General features: G+C 55.4%; 16 protein-coding genes and 1 pseudogene. 4 read left to right on the top strand and 13 right to left on the bottom strand.

The features are described 5' to 3' along the window. Nucleotides 1-3 precede the first annotated feature (3 nt). Nucleotides 4-1,395 (top strand): cystine/sulfocysteine:cation symporter, encoded by a 1,392-nt coding sequence (tcyP, locus tag ACNQ0W_RS10920; protein WP_015570743.1) that lies wholly within the window; start codon nt 4-6, stop codon nt 1,393-1,395. A gap of 49 nt (nt 1,396-1,444) precedes the next feature. Here the strand turns inward: tcyP and cedA are convergent, their stop codons facing one another. Beyond that, nucleotides 1,445-1,699: a cell division activator CedA gene (cedA, locus tag ACNQ0W_RS10915; protein ID WP_071524159.1), complete on the bottom strand. Its 255-nt coding sequence runs from the start codon at nt 1,697-1,699 to the stop codon at nt 1,445-1,447. Between the two features lie 188 nt (nt 1,700-1,887). On the opposite strand from cedA, the gene katE reads away from it, so the two are divergent. Next, nucleotides 1,888-4,137 carry a catalase HPII gene (gene katE / locus ACNQ0W_RS10910; protein ID WP_062932553.1) on the top strand — a complete coding sequence of 750 codons (2,250 nt, stop codon included), beginning with the start codon at nt 1,888-1,890 and terminating at the stop codon, nt 4,135-4,137. Between the two features lie 127 nt (nt 4,138-4,264). Here katE and chbG read toward each other — a convergent pair whose 3' ends face one another. From chbG to osmE, 7 genes are all read right to left on the bottom strand, one after another. Further along, the gene (gene chbG / locus ACNQ0W_RS10905) at nt 4,265-5,014 is read right to left on the bottom strand and encodes a chitin disaccharide deacetylase (protein WP_062932552.1); all 750 of its coding nucleotides are present in this window, start codon (nt 5,012-5,014) and stop codon (nt 4,265-4,267) included. Between the two features lie 11 nt (nt 5,015-5,025). After that, nucleotides 5,026-6,381, bottom strand: a complete 1,356-nt coding sequence (locus ACNQ0W_RS10900; RefSeq protein ID WP_047051479.1) for a 6-phospho-beta-glucosidase — start codon at nt 6,379-6,381, stop codon at nt 5,026-5,028. A gap of 109 nt (nt 6,382-6,490) precedes the next feature. Next, the gene (chbR, locus tag ACNQ0W_RS10895; RefSeq protein WP_062932551.1) at nt 6,491-7,309 is read right to left on the bottom strand and encodes a transcriptional regulator ChbR; all 819 of its coding nucleotides are present in this window, start codon (nt 7,307-7,309) and stop codon (nt 6,491-6,493) included. Nucleotides 7,310-7,338: 29 nt separating this feature from the next. Then, nucleotides 7,339-7,686 (bottom strand): PTS N,N'-diacetylchitobiose transporter subunit IIA, encoded by a 348-nt coding sequence (gene chbA / locus ACNQ0W_RS10890; RefSeq protein WP_003857835.1) that lies wholly within the window; start codon nt 7,684-7,686, stop codon nt 7,339-7,341. A gap of 47 nt (nt 7,687-7,733) precedes the next feature. Next, on the bottom strand, nt 7,734-9,092 hold the full coding sequence (gene chbC / locus ACNQ0W_RS10885; RefSeq protein WP_017384664.1) for a PTS N,N'-diacetylchitobiose transporter subunit IIC: 1,359 nt from the start codon (nt 9,090-9,092) through the stop codon (nt 7,734-7,736). A gap of 80 nt (nt 9,093-9,172) precedes the next feature. Next, nucleotides 9,173-9,490 (bottom strand): PTS N,N'-diacetylchitobiose transporter subunit IIB, encoded by a 318-nt coding sequence (chbB, locus tag ACNQ0W_RS10880; RefSeq protein WP_015570750.1) that lies wholly within the window; start codon nt 9,488-9,490, stop codon nt 9,173-9,175. Between the two features lie 281 nt (nt 9,491-9,771). Beyond that, nucleotides 9,772-10,116, bottom strand: coding sequence for an osmotically-inducible lipoprotein OsmE (osmE, locus tag ACNQ0W_RS10875; RefSeq protein WP_003857836.1), 345 nt, complete (start codon nt 10,114-10,116; stop codon nt 9,772-9,774). A 231-nt stretch (nt 10,117-10,347) separates the two neighbouring features. Between osmE and nadE the strand changes: the two genes are divergently transcribed. Both nadE and cho read left to right on the top strand, forming a co-directional pair. Continuing rightward, nucleotides 10,348-11,175, top strand: a complete 828-nt coding sequence (nadE, locus tag ACNQ0W_RS10870; RefSeq protein WP_003857837.1) for an ammonia-dependent NAD(+) synthetase — start codon at nt 10,348-10,350, stop codon at nt 11,173-11,175. Between the two features lie 115 nt (nt 11,176-11,290). Beyond that, nucleotides 11,291-12,169, top strand: coding sequence for an excinuclease Cho (gene cho / locus ACNQ0W_RS10865; RefSeq protein ID WP_074135694.1), 879 nt, complete (start codon nt 11,291-11,293; stop codon nt 12,167-12,169). On the opposite strand, the gene ves is transcribed toward cho, so the two are convergent. The 5 genes and pseudogenes from ves to ACNQ0W_RS10840 all read right to left on the bottom strand — a co-directional run. After that, nucleotides 12,147-12,704 carry an environmental stress-induced protein Ves gene (ves, locus tag ACNQ0W_RS10860; RefSeq protein WP_062932549.1) on the bottom strand — a complete coding sequence of 186 codons (558 nt, stop codon included), beginning with the start codon at nt 12,702-12,704 and terminating at the stop codon, nt 12,147-12,149. The two genes, cho and ves, sit on opposite strands and share 23 nt — an antisense overlap. Before the next feature lie 167 nt (nt 12,705-12,871). After that, nucleotides 12,872-13,366 carry an ATP-independent periplasmic protein-refolding chaperone Spy gene (gene spy, locus ACNQ0W_RS10855; protein ID WP_015570753.1) on the bottom strand — a complete coding sequence of 165 codons (495 nt, stop codon included), beginning with the start codon at nt 13,364-13,366 and terminating at the stop codon, nt 12,872-12,874. Nucleotides 13,367-13,703: 337 nt separating this feature from the next. Further along, on the bottom strand, nt 13,704-14,669 hold the full coding sequence (gene astE / locus ACNQ0W_RS10850) for a succinylglutamate desuccinylase (RefSeq protein WP_062932548.1): 966 nt from the start codon (nt 14,667-14,669) through the stop codon (nt 13,704-13,706). 9 nt (nt 14,670-14,678) lie between these two features. After that, nucleotides 14,679-16,004 carry an N-succinylarginine dihydrolase gene (gene astB, locus ACNQ0W_RS10845; protein WP_045344212.1) on the bottom strand — a complete coding sequence of 442 codons (1,326 nt, stop codon included), beginning with the start codon at nt 16,002-16,004 and terminating at the stop codon, nt 14,679-14,681. Further along, nucleotides 15,991-16,842 (bottom strand): annotated as a pseudogene (locus ACNQ0W_RS10840) (aldehyde dehydrogenase family protein); the annotation flags it as partial. The gene astB and the pseudogene ACNQ0W_RS10840, both read right to left, overlap by 14 nt. Nucleotides 16,843-16,966 lie beyond the last annotated feature (124 nt).

The following is a 16,966-nucleotide window of genomic DNA, read 5'->3' as shown; positions in this document are numbered from 1 at the left end:
GGGATGAATTTTCCACTCATCGCGAACATTGTTGTGTTCGTCGTATTGCTATTGCTTCTCGCCCAGGCTCGCCACAAACAGTGGAGCCTGGCGAAAAAGGTACTGGTCGGTCTGGTCATGGGCGTGGTGTTTGGCCTGGCCTTACACGCCATTTACGGCTCCGATAGCCCGGTACTGAAAGATTCCATTCAGTGGTTCAACATCGTCGGTAACGGCTATGTACAGCTGCTGCAAATGATCGTTATGCCGCTGGTATTCGCCTCTATTCTGAGCGCCGTAGCCCGCCTGCATAATGCCTCTCAACTGGGTAAAATCAGTTTCCTGACCATTGGTACCCTGCTCTTCACCACGCTGATTGCGGCGCTGGTGGGTGTGCTGGTAACCAATCTGTTTGGCCTGACTGCTGAAGGTCTGGTGCAGGGTAGCGCTGAAACCGCGCGTCTGACGGCGATTGAGACCAACTACGTAGGTAAAGTGGCCGATCTGACCGTTCCGCAGATGGTGCTCTCCTTCATTCCGAAGAACCCGTTCGCTGACCTGACCGGTGCAAGCCCAACCTCCATTATCAGCGTGGTGATCTTCGCGGCGTTCCTGGGCGTGGCGGCGCTGAAGCTGCTGAAGGACGATGCGCCGAAAGGCGAGCGCGTTCTGACGGCCATCGATACCCTGCAAAGCTGGGTGATGAAGCTGGTGCGTCTGGTCATGCAGCTGACGCCGTACGGTGTCCTGGCGCTGATGACCAAAGTCGTGGCAGGCTCTAACCTGCAAGACATCATCAAGCTTGGCAGCTTTGTGATCGCCTCTTACCTGGGGCTGGGCATTATGTTTGTGGTGCACGGTATCCTGCTGGGCGTGAACGGCGTTAGCCCGCTGAAATATTTCCGCAAAGTCTGGCCGGTGCTGACCTTCGCCTTTACCAGCCGTTCCAGCGCGGCATCTATCCCGCTGAACGTGGAAGCACAGACCCGTCGTCTGGGCGTACCGGAGTCTATCGCCAGCTTCTCGGCCTCCTTTGGCGCCACCATCGGGCAGAACGGCTGTGCGGGTCTCTACCCGGCGATGCTGGCGGTGATGGTTGCCCCAACCGTGGGGATTAACCCGCTGGATCCGGTCTGGATTGCGACGCTGGTGGGTATCGTGACCATTAGTTCCGCCGGTGTTGCGGGCGTGGGCGGCGGCGCGACCTTCGCTGCGCTGATCGTTCTGCCTGCGCTGGGACTGCCGGTGACGCTGGTTGCGCTGCTGATCTCTGTTGAACCGCTGATCGATATGGGGCGTACCGCCCTGAACGTGAGTGGCTCAATGACCGCCGGTACCCTGACCAGCCAGTGGCTGAAGCAGACCGACAAAACGATTCTCGACAGTGAAGAAGATGCCGAACTGGCCCATCGTTAATCACTGCTGAAAATAAAAAAACCGCCTGCGGGCGGTTTTTTTATGGCTGTTATTCTTCAACCTCTTCATCCTGGCGGGTCTGCACAGCCCATCGCTGCGCCGATTCCGGCACCGTAAACGCAGGGGAGCGACGGAAGTGCTCGCCAATCAGCACGAAGGCAACGTATTTACCCCGTAACATCCAGACATCGCGAAAACCATCCACTTTCAGGGCATGGTCAGGCGGCGCGGGTTCAACGCGGGGCACATAGCTAATAACCTGGCGGTTTTGTTGACGAAGAGGTTTCATAAGCGACGGGTTCACTAAAGCAAATTCTTAAAGCAGGAAATTTCTATCATAGCCGATTCTCCCCCCACCCGTCGCGCCTGACGTGTGGCAGATGGCTCCTTTCGCTAATCACTTCCTCTGAAAACGCTTAGTTCGCCTGCTAATTCATCACATTGTTCTATCCTTAATAGGGTTTTCAGGAACGAACAAAGGAGAATCGTGCAATGTCGAACAATGATAAACCCCATCAATCCCCTATTCATGGCACCGAAGAATCTCAACCAGGAATGGACTCACTCGCCCCGGCTGATGGCTCTCATAAACCGTCGCCAGGTCCTTCGGCGCCGGGCGAGCAACCTACTGCACCGGGAAGCATGAAGTCACCCGATGCGGACAACGAAAAGTTAAAATCTCTCGACCCGCACCGCAAAGGGGGTGAAGGCTATGCGCTGACCACCAATCAGGGCGTGCGCATCGCCGATGACCAGAACTCCCTGCGCGCCGGAACGCGCGGCCCGACGCTGCTGGAAGATTTCATCCTGCGGGAAAAAATCACCCATTTCGACCATGAGCGTATTCCTGAGCGTATCGTTCACGCTCGCGGCTCCGCGGCGCACGGCTATTTCCAGCCGTACAAGAGCCTGAAGGCGATCACGAAGGCGGATTTCCTTTCCGATCCGAACAAAATCACACCGGTATTTGTGCGCTTCTCTACAGTACAGGGCGGCGCGGGTTCGGCCGATACGGTGCGTGATATCCGCGGCTTCGCCACCAAATTCTATACCGAAGAGGGCATTTTCGACCTCGTCGGGAATAACACCCCGGTTTTCTTCATTCAGGATGCGCATAAGTTCCCTGACTTTGTCCATGCGGTAAAACCAGAGCCACACTGGGCCATACCGCAGGGACAAAGTGCGCATGACACCTTCTGGGACTACGTCTCCCTGCAACCGGAAACCCTTCACAACGTGATGTGGGCGATGTCTGACCGGGGGATCCCACGCAGCTATCGCACCATGGAAGGGTTTGGTATTCATACCTTCCGTCTGATTAACGCTGAAGGCAAAGCGACGTTTGTGCGTTTCCACTGGAAACCGGTCGCGGGGAAAGCATCCCTGGTGTGGGATGAAGCACAGAAGCTGACCGGGCGCGATCCGGACTTCCACCGTCGCGAACTGTGGGAATCCATTGAAGCCGGTGATTTCCCGGAATACGAGCTGGGATTACAGCTGATCCCGGAAGAGGACGAGTTCAAATTCGACTTCGACCTGCTCGACCCGACCAAGCTTATTCCTGAAGAGCTGGTGCCGGTTCAGCTGGTGGGCAAAATGGTGCTTAACCGCAACCCGGATAACTTCTTCGCGGAGAATGAGCAGGCTGCGTTCCACCCGGGCCATATTGTGCCGGGGCTGGATTTCACCAACGATCCGCTGCTACAGGGCCGTCTGTTCTCTTACACCGATACGCAGATCAGCCGTCTCGGTGGACCGAACTTCCACGAAATTCCTATCAACCGTCCGACCTGCCCGTACCATAACTTCCAGCGTGACGGGATGCATCGCCAGGATATCGATACCAACCCGGCGAACTACGAGCCAAACTCCATTAACGATAACTGGCCGCGTGAAACCCCGCCGGGGCCAAAACGTGGCGGATTTGAGTCGTATCAGGAGCGCGTGGACGGAACAAAAATTCGCGAGCGCAGCCCGTCATTCGGCGAATATTACGCTCAGCCTCGCCTGTTCTGGAACAGCCAGACCCCGATTGAACAGCAGCACATTATCGGCGGTTTCAGTTTTGAACTGAGTAAAGTGGTGCGTACCTACATTCGCGAGCGCGTGGTCGACCATCTGGCGCATATTGATATCCAGCTTGCTCAGGGCGTGGCGAATAATCTCGGCATCACGCTGACTGACGAGCAATGCCATGCCGCGCCGCCAAAAGACGTGAACGGGTTGAAGAAGGATCCGTCCCTGAGCCTGTACGCGGTACCTGGCGGGTCAATTAAAGGCCGCGTAGTGGCTATCCTGCTGAACGATAAACCGCGCGCCAGCGACGTACTGGGGATCATGAGGGCGCTCAAAACCCAGGGCGTACATGCCAAACTGCTTTACTCACGCATGGGTGAAGTGACAGCCGACGATGGCTCTGTCCTGCCGATTGCCGCGACCTTCGCCGGAGCGCCGTCGCTGACGGTTGATGCAGTGATCATGCCGTGCGGCGACGTTGAGAGCCTGCTCGGTAACGGTGATGCCGCCTATTACCTGCTGGAAGCCTATAAGCACCTGAAGCCAATCGCCCTGGCAGGCGATGCGCGGAAGTTTAAATCTCTGCTGAAGGTACCGGATCAAGGGGAAGAAGGCATTGTCGAAGGTGATAACATTGACGATGCGTTTATGACCCGGCTGTTTGACCTGCTTGCCGCGCACCGCGTGTGGTCGCGCAGCAGTAAGATTGACCAGATACCGGCGTAAAAAACCATACCCGGTTGTGCGGCCTGAAGCCCTCACCCCGGCCCTCTCTCTCGGGAGAGGGAGAAAACAATAAAAACGGTAACCAAAAGGTTACCGTTTTGCTTTTACCTCGCCACCGGGCTTTAACTCAAAGATCCCTGAACGTCCCCAGACGATATCCGCGCTCGGCAATCGCGTACTTCAACGACGCCGACGTCAGCACTTCCAGTTCCGCCAGACGCGGCCAGCAGTAGGCGCTCTTACGTACGATCTGATCGACAAACGCCGGGTGCGCCATTACCTCAAGCGAGCGCTCCCCTTTTGCGGCGGAGTCATCCAGCACCTTCAGGAACAGCGCTTCGTCGATTTCGTCGCCATAAAATGCGCTGCTGAACCCCTCCGTTGACGTTACCGCGACGTCCGGCAACCCGCGCACCTCACGATCCACGCGCATCGCCACGCCTTTACGTTGCGCAAACTCTGCCACAAGCGGGAAAATCGCCGGGATCATATGCACATGATGATGGCTGTCAATATGGGTAGGCTCGCGGCCAAACACATCCACAAAGCGGTTAAACTGGCAATCCAGCTCGCGGGCAATCTCATCGAGCGGCAGAGCGTCCTGCTCCGCCATTTCCCAAATCCATTTCCCCAGTTGCCCCTCGCGCGTCAGACCCGGCATCGGTGAAAGGGGCAACCCAAGCGTCAGCACAAAGTGCATGCCCACGCCCAGTTCGGGCAGCTCACGGCTTAACTGCGCCGCATGTTCCACCGCCTCACCGTTGATAAGCGCTGTTGTAGAGGTCACGACGCCACGGCGACAGGCTTCAATAATGCCGTAGTTCTGCCCTTTTGACAGGCCAAAATCATCGGCATTGACGATCAGCAGGTTTTCCATCGCGCCTCCTCTTAACGGTGTGTGAGTTTCAGTTTCTCAACCGTTGCAGCAAAGTTTGGCAGCCATTTTTCATGCGCCAGGATCATCTCACTCGCGAGTTTTTCAGCGTCACGGTCAGAATGCACCAGCGGGCTGAGGTTCAGCGCCAGCAGCACGTCATTCAGTTCGCCGCTCAGGGCCGCATTGCTCGCTGCCACTTCAAAGCCTTTGATGGTGTGAATCAGCCCCATCACCTTATCGTCGAAGTGGGTAATGCGGGGATGCGGTTTTGCCCCCTCGCGCCCAAGGATGCAGGTCATCTCAACGGCCCAGTCTGCCGGGATATTGTCGATGTGCCCGTGATGGGGAACGTTCACATAGTGCTCGGCCTGCTTGTCATTGTAAATGGCGTTAATCACTTCACACGCGGCATCCGAATAGTATGCCCCGCCGCGCTGCTCCAGCTCTTTCGGTTTGACGTTCAGGTTCGGATCTTTATACAAATCAAACAGCTGCTTCTCTACTTTCTGCACAACCTGAGCGCGTGCGCCACCTTTGTAGTATTCGCCCATCTCAATGGCCAGCATCTCTTTCTGCTTGAAGTAGTAGAGCAGATACGAGCACGGCAGCAGATTCAGGGAGCGGATCAGCCCTTCGCTGAACGGCAGATCGAAGATATTTTTCACCGAGGCCGCGGTCAGGCGGCCAGAGGCGACGCCGTCGAGCAGTTCCGCAAAGCGCGATTGCCCGTTCACTATCACATCTTTGATAAAGACCATGTGATTCAGGCCGAACAGGTCAATGGACAGGTCATCGTGATCGGTCAGTTCCAGTACATCGCGGATGAACATCTTCATGCCAATCGGAATATTGCAGACGCCGATAAAACGTTTGAAACCGGTGTGGCGATAGACTGCCTCGGTGACCATCCCGGCCGGGTTAGTAAAGTTGATCACCCAGGCGTTCGGGCAGATCTCCTCCACGTCTTTAATGATGTCAAAAATGACCGGAATGGTACGCAGGCCTTTAAACAGGCCACCTGCCCCGTTGGTTTCCTGGCCCAGATAACCGTGGCTCAGCGGAATGCGCTCGTCCAGCTCACGCGCCTTCAGCTGGCCGACGCGCAGCTGCGTGGTTACGAAGTCAGCATCTTTCAGCGCCAGGCGGCGATCCAGCGTTTTATGCACGGTTAAGGGCACGCCCGCTTTTTCAACCATGCGTTTGCACAGTTCAAAAATAATATTCAGTTTCTCCTGACCTTCTTCAACATCCACCAGCCATAATTCGCTGACCGGTAATTCATGATACCGTTTCAGGAAACCTTCAAGTAATTCCGGGGTATAGCTGCTGCCGCCACCAATGGTTACGACTTTTAATTTCTGTTGCATAATATCTCCCTTAGCGTATCAGGTTAATCGCCTGCAAGGTATAGCGTACTCTTCCCGCTATTTGGGCAAGCCATTACGTCACTGTTCCTGGCGGATAAACCGCCGAAAGTTAATTAATTACCGTTAAATTTTTGCGGTAACTGTTCGGTGTGAATGAAGTCAATTTTTTAAAGGTTTTAATAAACAGGCTGGGGCTACTGTAACCCGATTCGTAAGCGATATCGGTGACAGAGTAGTTAGTAATTTCCAGCTGTTTTTTGGCAAAGTTAATGCGGATTTCATTAATGATTTGCACAGGCGTTTTACGGTAATAACGCTGCGTGGCGCGCGTCAAATATTCCTGCGATTTACCCGACAGCGCCACCATATTCTCCAGGGCGTTATCGCTGAACTGTCCTTTATCATGCATCAGCTCCACGGTACTGCGCAGCCACTGAGGAATATCATCCACCACCTGCTGTTCTTCACGGTGATGGCGGAGGCGATTCATGACGTAGAACGTCACGGTTTCAATAAATTCATCAAATTCATTGTCGCGGAAATTCAGCGAGGCGATAACCGTTTCAATCCAGGCCATAAACTCATTTTTAACGCGATACACCTGTGACGCCACAAAGCAGAACGGCACCAGCGGCAGATAGTGCTTCTCGAAGAAACGCCTGCTCACCCCTACGTTCAGAATGCGCGTCGCGCCAAACTCATAAAAGCTCTGGTGATAAGATCCCATCGGCAGGAAGACGAAATCGCCACGCTCAAGCAGGACGCGCTTACCGTTGATCTCCTGATAGTAGCGGCCGGTCAGAACAATCGTGAACTCGTAGTAGTCATGCTGGTGCAGACCGCTGGCGCTCTCCGTTTTGTTGTAAATCACCACGTGAAAATTCTTGCCATTAAACAGCTGCTGCTCATGTGCGGTTTTGATTTCCATCGTGCTGACCTCCTGCTACTGCAACTGACTTATTGCATCTTCTCGTGAAGCTCGATGAGCTCCGCTACCAGCTCGCGTGCCAGCATGGAGGTCATCAGATGATCCTGCGCATGTACCAGCACCAGACTCACTTTCATCTTCCCTTCGCCCTGGTCGCTTTCGATGAGCTTCGTCTGCACCAGATGCGCTTCGTTTAACGCCGTACGGGACTGCTCCATCATGGTTTTCGCGGCAACGAAATCGCCCTGCTTAGCCTGCTTGAGCGCCGCATACGCCAGGCTGCGCGCCTGCCCGGAGTTGATGATGAGGCCCATCACCACCTCTTCCAGATCGTTCTCTGCGGTTTCTTCGGCAACGATACTCTCTAAATCTAACATCTTTAAGCTCCTTTCCGCTGGCGCGGGTTGCCCCGCGCCGTGCAATTTTAGAATTTCAGTGCGAGGGCGATATCCTCTTCGCTCTCTTCTTCATCGATAACCGTTGCGGCCTTGTTCGCAATCGCCACGAACGGCATGTAGAGCAGGGTTGCAATCCCGAGGTTGAATATCGCCAGCAGGAAGGCGGCCACGCTACCGTTAGTGTTGAAGAACGCGCCCAGACCAGCCGGCATCGTCCACGGCGCAATGTTGGTCACCGGCGGGATAATGCCCAGGTAGTACGCCGTCAGCGTAATCGCGGCCAGCAGCGGCTGAACCAGGATGAAGGGAATGAACATCACCGGGTTCATGATAATTGGCAGACCAAACAGGATCGGCTCGTTAATCTGGAAGATGCCTGACGGCAGGGCCAGCTTCGCAACCTGACGATGGTCAGCGCGGCGAGAGACAATAAAGACCGCGATGATCAGACCCAACGTCGCCCCGGTACCGCCCAGGAAGATATAGGAGTCAAGCATCGGCTTCGCCCACACATGGAAGGTTTTACCGGCCGCCAGCGCCGCATCGACGGAGCCGTACTGCTGGTAAAGCGCGACGTTTTCCAGTGCCCACGGGGTCATAATACCGCTGTCCAGCGCCGCCAGTGCCAGTGAACCATGCACGCCGAAGAACCACAGCAGGGAGGTAAAGATGACATACGCCCAACCGACCACGCTACCCATCGACGCCAGCGGCGTTGAGATAGAGTCCATAATGATCTGGTGGAAGTTAGTTCCCCAGTGAGAGAGCGCCCAGGCAATAATCCCCATGATGGAGAGAATAATGAAGCCCGGAATCAACGCGGAAAATGAACGAGAAACAGAGGCCGGAACGCTATCCGGCAAGCGGATTACCCAGTTACGGCGAATAATGAAGGTGAACATTTCGGCCACCACCAGCCCGATAATAATACCGGAAATGATGTTTGCCCCACCCAGCCAGTTGGCGCCAACGGCATAAGCGTCGCCCACGCTGTACGGTGTGACGGTCATGAACGCGGCAATGGACAGTAAGCCTGCCGCCAGCGGATCCACTTTACGCTCTTCCGCCAGCGCCATTCCGATAAAGAAAGGCGCCATTAGCGACATAATACCCAACGTACCGTTGTATACGTTGCCGCCAATGGCTTTTAAACCATTAAGGGTTTCAATAGTTGAAGCATCTAACCTAATTCCTAATGAATAAAAAAAGGAACCTTCTCCAAAGCTCAGAAAAACGTTGTTAATTAAAACGAACATTGCCCCGGCTAATGTCAACGGCATTAATTTAATAAAGCCGTTCTTAATGGCATTAACGTGAGGCTGCTTTCCTATTTTAACAGCAAAAGGAAGGAGTACCTTTTCAAGTGAAGCGATGACTTTACTCATAGGAAAATACCCTTAAAGGCCGCAACGACCGTTACGGCATATTGTGTGTGAAATAACTCTTTGACGGGAAAAATAAAAAATTAATTAGCAGCTTTTTTAATCGCCGCAACGGCAGCTTTTAATACACCTAAACCATCGATCTTGCCGTATAAAACGGAATCGATCACTTCGACCGGCTTATTGGGTAGCAGACGTTGAATTTCTGGCAGCATATAAGCGATTTGCGGCCCGAGTAAAATAACGTCTGCTGTCTGGCCCTTCTCGCCCGCCAGCGTTTCCGGAAACGCCTCAATCACCACAGGGACTTCATACTTTTCGGCCTGCGCGCGCATTTTGGAAACCAGCAGCGAAGTGGACATGCCCGCAGAGCAGAACAGATAGATATGTTTCTTTTCCATGATAACTTCCCTCTTGTTTGGCTACCCGCCGTCGCGCTATCACTCGACTCGCTATCCTGGCTGACGGGCAGTGTGCTGAACATTGTTTGTCGTTGAAGTGAGTATACGCAATGGTACAGGGAGGGGATAATTCTGGATAGACTGAAATTGTCTCTCATTGACCTAGCTTGTTGACTACCTTCACATTTCAGGCAAATAATTCGCGCCAAGAAATAAGATTCACGTATGCATAAAAAAACCGGCCTTCCGGCCGGTTTGTTAACGCTCTCAGGCAAGCAGGCTTACTGTGCCTTAGGTGCCTGTGGGTCGGTGTCGTATTCGGCACAGGTCTGGTAACCAGAATTGATCACGTGACCCGTATCATCCAGGGCGACAAAGTAGGTCTCTGCCTTACCATCACGTTGACCCAGAATGTACGTCTGGCAGGTACCACGCGCGTGGATCATCGTGACTTCTGAAGAAGGTTTACCGGCAATGGCTGCAACCTGGGAACGCGTCATGCCTTTTTTGACGTCTTTTACCACTGGCTGTGTGAACTGATCTTTAGTGCGATCGTAAGCTGTACACCCTGCCAGCATAGTCAGTACCGCCGCTGCGCTTAAAATTCCTGCTACGTTCTTGTTCATATTCCGTCCTCTTGTTTATCAGCGTGTTAACTAAGCATGGGATAAAAATTACTATTGTTCAACTTTGCGAGTTACGCCAGACGAATTTCGGAAAATTCTAATAAAACAACGGTAAGCTGCTAAATCGCTGTAAAACAGTACACTCAAAACTGTGATCCTTGTCGTTTCCCCGACAAAGGGTTAGTTTTAACAGATCACACTTTCTGTTTGGTTCTGCATAGGGAGGGCGTAATGGCTCTGCAACAAGAAATTATTCAGGCGCTGGGCGCGAAACCTGCGATTGATGCCAATGAAGAGATCCGTCGTAGCGTTGATTTTTTGAAAGCTTACCTGTCTGCACACCCTTTCCTGAAGACGCTGGTGCTGGGCATCAGCGGCGGTCAGGATTCCACTCTGGCCGGTAAGCTGAGCCAGATGGCCATCTCCGAGCTGCGTGACGAGACAGGTGACACCGCGCTGCAATTTATTGCCGTACGTCTGCCGTATGGCGTGCAGGCCGACGAGCAGGACTGTCAGGATGCGATTGCGTTTATTCAGCCGGACCGTGTTCTTACCGTAAACATCAAAGGTTCGGTACTGGCAAGCGAGCAGGCCTTGCGTGAAGCCGGTATTGAACTGAGCGATTTTGTCCGCGGCAACGAGAAAGCCCGTGAGCGCATGAAAGCGCAGTACAGTATCGCAGGGATGACCAAAGGGGTCGTCGTCGGCACCGACCACGCCGCGGAAGCCATCACCGGCTTCTTCACCAAATACGGCGATGGCGGCACGGATATCAACCCCCTCTTCCGCCTGAACAAGCGTCAGGGCAAGCAACTGCTGGCGGCGTTGGGCTGCCCGGAGCACCTGTATAAGAAGGCGCCAACGGCGGACCTGGAGGACGATCGCCCTTCCCTGCCGGATGAAGCGGCGCTGGGCGTCACGTATGACAACATCGATGATTATCTGGAAGGCAAAACGCTCGACGAAGGTACCGCTAAAATTATCGAAGGCTGGTATCTGAAAACCGAGCACAAGCGCCGTCCGCCCATTACGGTGTTTGATGATTTCTGGAAAAAGTAAAAGCAAAACGGTAACTCCGCTTTGCAGGCCGGGTAAGGCGTAGCCGCCACCCGGCTCTTTTTTAACCACCGAACACCTGCTACACTGTATGCCTGAACAGTATATGGAGCAGTATGTGAGCAGGCGTCAATCCGCCCCGCGTCTTGAGTTCGAAGCGGCGGCTATCTACGAATATCCCGAGCATCTTCGCCCCTGGCTTGAGGCACTGCCTAAACAGCCTGGCGTCTATTTCTTCCACGGCGACAGCGACACCATGCCGCTCTATATCGGCAAAAGCGTGAATATCCGCAGCCGGGTGATGTCGCACCTGCGTACGCCGGATGAAGCATCGATGCTCAGGCAGTCCCGGCGGATCACCTGGATCGAGACGGCAGGCGAACTGGGCGCGCTTCTGCTCGAAGCCCGGCTCATCAAGGAACAGCAGCCGCTGTTTAACAAACGCCTGCGCCGCAACCGCCAGCTGTGTTCCTTGCAGATTAACGCAGGAAAACCGCAGGTCGTTTATGCCCGGGAAGTGGATTTTTCGCATGAACCCAATCTTTACGGTCTGTTTGCCAACAAACGTGCCGCACTGCAAACCCTGCAATCCCTGGCTGATGAATTACAGCTTTGTTACGGCCTGTTAGGACTGGAAGCCACCACCCGTGGTCGCGCCTGTTTCCGCTCAGCGCTGAAACGCTGCGCCGGGGCGTGCTGTGGAAAAGAGAGCGTTGAAGACCATCATGCCCGGTTTATGGCTGGCCTTGCCTCTATCAGCGTTAACTGCTGGCCGTGGGAAGGCGCGGTGGCGCTGAAAGAAACCCGCGATGGGATGACGCACTATCACATCATCCGCAACTGGCTCTGGCTTGGCGCCGTTGAAAGTCTGGATGACGCTACCGCTCTGCTGCGCACCCCTGCCGGTTTCGATCAGGATGGTTACAAAATTCTCTGCAAGCCACTGTTAACCGGAAAATATGAGATCATCGTCCTCAATGACCCGGCAGCCAGGTAATTTCACTGAACAGCAGCGACCCCTTCGTTTCCAGTAAACGGAGGGTATGACTGCCCGCTTCCCAGCTGGCGCCCTGATCGGCGGTCAGTAATTTGTCGCCCAGTTGCCAGGCGCCACTTAATACGAAGGCCACCCCACCGCGTGATGCGAAGGTAGTGAACGTCCGGGTAGCAACGCGCACCTTTGCCTGACAGCAGTCCCGTCGGGTCATGATGTTGAAGTCCATCGACATCTGCCCCTCTGTGAGCACGGCTTTCACCGCCAGATCGCCCGCAAATCGGTAAGGCTGATGATGCTTCAGGGTATGACAAAACGCCCTGCCTGCATCCAGAGTCACCTCGCCGCCCTCCAGCAGCGTAATCACCCGGTCAACGCCCGGGAACGCGGAAAATTCGCCATTACTGGCGATGGAGGCAATACTGGCCCGCCAGAAAAAATCCCGCGTCGCGGGAGGAAAACAGCAAATCTCACGCGTCTCACCCCCACCATTACGCCAGAGACTGACCGGCATTTTACGGATATCAAAGAATTCCATGACCACTCCTGAAGGACGCAACGTGCGCCAGGGCATTTTCACAGACGTATTATCGGCAGCAGTCAGGCCAGACCTTAGGCATGGGATAAAAGAAAAACCGCCGGTCCTGTCCACAGCGTTTTCGCTTTTGTAGACAGGAGCCCGGCGGTCTTAAGAGAGTGAACCGATTATTCGGTTGGTGCAGGCATTTTACCTTCCGGCGCTGCACGTTCTGTCAGACGCTTCTCAAAATTGGCATTAAATTGCTTTTTCTGTTCCGGCGTCAGAATGTTGTAAATCTTGTTCTGGGTTTCCATGTGGGCCAGCATGCGCGCTTTATGCTGCTCGGCCATTTTGTCGATCTGCGCTTCCGCTTTTGCTTTATCGAAACTGTCGCTGGCAATGATGTCATGCATTGCGCGGCGCTCTTCCAGCGGAGGACGTTTCATCTGGTCACGCTGGCTTTTCATGATGTCGCGGATCTGCTGCTTCTGCGCATCGGTGAGGTTCAGATCTTTAAACATCATCATCTCATGGTGCATACCCGGCTTGCCTTTATGATGCATCATCATTTTGCCTTCCGTCGGCGCGGCGGTAGTGGTCGCGGTATCGGCGGCGAACGCCATGCTGGTAGCGCCCAGAGCCAGGGTAGAGGCAACAAACAGTGCAGTTAATTTACGCATAATGTCTTTCCTTACTTTCAGTTATTCTTCGGCGCTATGCCGTGTTGACGAGATTAACTTTACGGGGTTTATCGTCAATTAGTCAGAGCAACGGTAAAACAATGAAAGTGTAAAAAACAACTTTCCACCAATTGTGGAGAAATTAAGGAAAAAGCGTGGAGAGATGAAACAAAAATATTCAACAGGATGATTTTAAAGAGATTGTGGAGAAGTATAGCGAAGTGCCGTTTAATAATAAAGCAATTCTCCAGGAATATTCCGCAAACAATACCAGAGCGCTTTTAACGCTAAGAAATTTATTCTTCATTTCCCCTCCGGTCTGCGCGAGGGGAGACGATCAGGGCATTTTTTCCAGCATCAGGCCAGCTCGCAAACCAAACGCGACCGACGGATTAGGAAATAAAACATACTCCGTGGATTTCTGTACCGCATAGCGCGTCTCACCATCTTCCGCCAGCAGGACGCCCTGGCGAAACGGCGTAAAGTTCAGCGTATGGGGCGCCATATGTAGCTGGAAAGCCTCGCTTTGACGCGTGATCTGCTGCACGACCCGATAGCGCACAACGGGTTCCCGGGAGGGTTCCGCCGCAACCCCGGCGAGCAACGCCCGAAGCGCCTGATGCGTAGGGGCAAAACGCGTCAGGTCGTTTTGCCCGAACGGAAGCGCTTTTCCCAGCTCCAGGGTGCAGGATAACGCGCCAACATTTTCGCAGGTGAAGTGGGTAAACGTGCCGCCTGGCGTCTGGTGGAAAACCAGCGCCTCCAGCCCCGCGTCGCCAAGCCAGGTCAGAAACGCCTCATCCCACGGCTGATGACGCTGCGGTAACACGCCAAAACGCACGTGGTACGAGGCGCGAATGGCCGTATGCAGATCGAGGTGCCAGCGCGTTTCCCCCGCCCCGGCAAAAAACGCCGTGACCACCTTCTCCAGCCATTGCGCGCGTGTCGTCTCATCACTCTGTGGAAACTGCGCCCAGCGACCACCAAACATGCGGTTGATGTCGCTCACGAGATACCGTTTATTTTGCGCCAGCGCAGGCGGATTTCCCAGCACCACCAGCAGACGGCAGTGCAGCGTGATCTCTGCGCGAAACAGCGCGCGCAGCAAAAGATCGACAATCTCCACGGGCGCGGTTTCGTTTCCGTGAATGCCGGTCGAAAGCAGCAGCGACAGGTCATATTCCCCCGTCGGCGTCAGTTCAAGCATGCCCGGCCCCAGCCATCGCCAGTGGAACGAGGGGCCTTCCCCCTCTTGCCGCTCCGGTGTCTCTTCGGCCAGCGTCAGCGCCAGTAAGTTTTCCATATCATCTCCTTAGCGCTGGAACGGATAAACCGATCCCAGTTGCAGGATGGTCGATAATGCATCCAGCGCCTCGCGGCCTTCGCGCAGCAGCTGCGGATCAACCAGATCGGCCTGAACCAGACGGTCGCGATAATAGCGGTCCACCCAGTCATTGAGGGTATTGAACAGCGTGTCGTTCATCATCACCGCCGGATTCATGGCCTGCATCTCCTCCGGCGTTAACACCACGCGCAGTCGCAGGCACGCCGGTCCCCCGCCGTTGGCCATACTTTCCCGCAGATCAAACACGCGCAGTTCATCAATCGGGTTATCCGCCTGCACCAGTTCGCTCAGATAGCGCCAGACGCCCTGATGGTTGCGGGACTCCTGCGGCAGCACCAGCATCATGCTGCCATCATCCCGGCTCAGCAGCTGGCTGTTGAACAGATACGTTTCGACCGCATCCTGCACGCTTACCGCCTGCGTGGGCACCTGAATCGGCATAAATCCCGGCACGCGTTCGCGCAGCGTGGCCAGCAACTTTTCCTGATGGGCAAACGCCTGCTCGTGGCAGAACAGCACCTGACGGTTGGAAACGGCAATGACGTCGTTATGAAACACGCCCTGGTCGATCACCTGCGGATTTTGCTGGGCAAAAATCACCTGAGAAGGATTAACCTGGTTCAGCCGCGCAACCGCCTGGCTTGCGGCTAAAGTTTGTCTCGCCGGATAACGAACCGGCGCGGCGTGGCCGCCCTCTTCCCGTCCATAGATAAACAGCTGCAAACCCGGCTCGCCATAGTCGCCGCCCAGACGGTTGTGGTTTGCCGCCCCTTCATCGCCAAACATCGCGACCTGCGGCAGCGCCGAATGCACCTCGAAATGCGCTTCATGATTAAAAATGGCGCGCAGCACGCGCCCGGTTGTCTCCGCTTCGCTGGCGCGGTGGAATTTGTTGTTCAGGTTAGCAACGGTCAGATGCACTTTGCCGTCCAGCGTATCCGCCGACGGCGCAACGGTGGCGGCATTCGCCACCCACATCGAGGAGGCTGAACTGGCCGCCGAAAGCAGGTGTGGCGTCTGCGTGCCTGCTTTTTCCACCACCTGTTCATCCGTACCGCTGAACCCCAGCTGGCGCAGCACGTCCACGTTTGGTCGCTCCTGAGGCGGGATCACCGCCTGCGGGAAACCGGCATCGGACAGCGCCTTCATTTTCAACAGACCCTGCTTCGCCGCCAGCTTCGGGTTCGAGACCTGGAAACGGTGCTTCGTCGAGGCTTCATTACCGAACGACAGCCCGGCATAGTGGTGCGTCAGCCCCACGAGGCCGTCAAAGTTAACCTCACGCGCTTTCATGGGCGTCACCCTCTGTAAAATCCAGCCCTGGATTCAGCGTCTCCGGCAGCGTCAGCGCCGGGGTTTCCAGGCTTGCCATCGGCCACGCGCAGTAATCGGCGGCATACCAGGCGCTGGCGCGATGGTTGCCCGACGCCCCTACGCCACCAAACGGCGCGGTGCTCGCCGCACCGGTCAGCGGTTTGTTCCAGTTCACGATCCCGGCGCGCGCTTCCAGCAGCAGTTGTTCGAATTTCTCGCGATGCGGCGATATCAGGCCGCTCGACAGGCCGTAGCGGGTGTTGTTGGCCATCTCGATCGCCGACTCAAAATCGTCATAGCGCCAGACGCACAGCAGCGGGCCAAAGACCTCTTCATCCGGCACGTGGCTCGTCGCACTCATCTCAATAATCCCCGGCGTCAGCAGCGACGTGCCCGGCGTTACCTGTTTCGGCTCCAGCAGGGTTTTCGCCCCACGCGCCACGTGCTCCTGCCACGCTTTCAGCACGTTCAGCGCCGCCTGCGCGGAGATCAGCCCGCCGATAAACGGCTGCGGCTCGGCATCCCATTTCGCGGGAACCAGACGCGCGCTCACCTCCACCAGACGCTTCAGGAACGCATCCCCCTGCGCGCCGCGCTTAACCAGCAGGCGGCGGGCGCAGGTGCAGCGCTGTCCGGCGGTAATGAACGCCGACTGAATGGTCAGATGGACCGCGGCATCGATATCATCCGGATCTTCCACAATCAGCGGGTTGTTGCCGCCCATCTCCAGCGCCAGAATTTTTTCCGGCTGCCCCGCCAGCTGACGATGCAGCTGATACCCCGTTCCGGCACTGCCGGTGAACAGCAGACCGTCAATGTCGCTCAGCGCACTCCTGTCTCTTATACACATCTCCGAGCCCACGAGACATACGCCATTATCTGGTATGCCGTCTTCTGCTTGAAATAAGGGGGGGGGGGGGGGGGGGGGGGGGGGGGGGGGG

The sequence above is a fragment of the Enterobacter cloacae complex sp. 6730903 genome, from assembly GCF_048283985.1.
In the GTDB taxonomy this organism is placed as follows: Bacteria; Pseudomonadota; Gammaproteobacteria; order Enterobacterales; family Enterobacteriaceae; genus Enterobacter; species Enterobacter hormaechei_C.
This window is presented reverse-complemented; position numbering and strand designations above follow the sequence as displayed.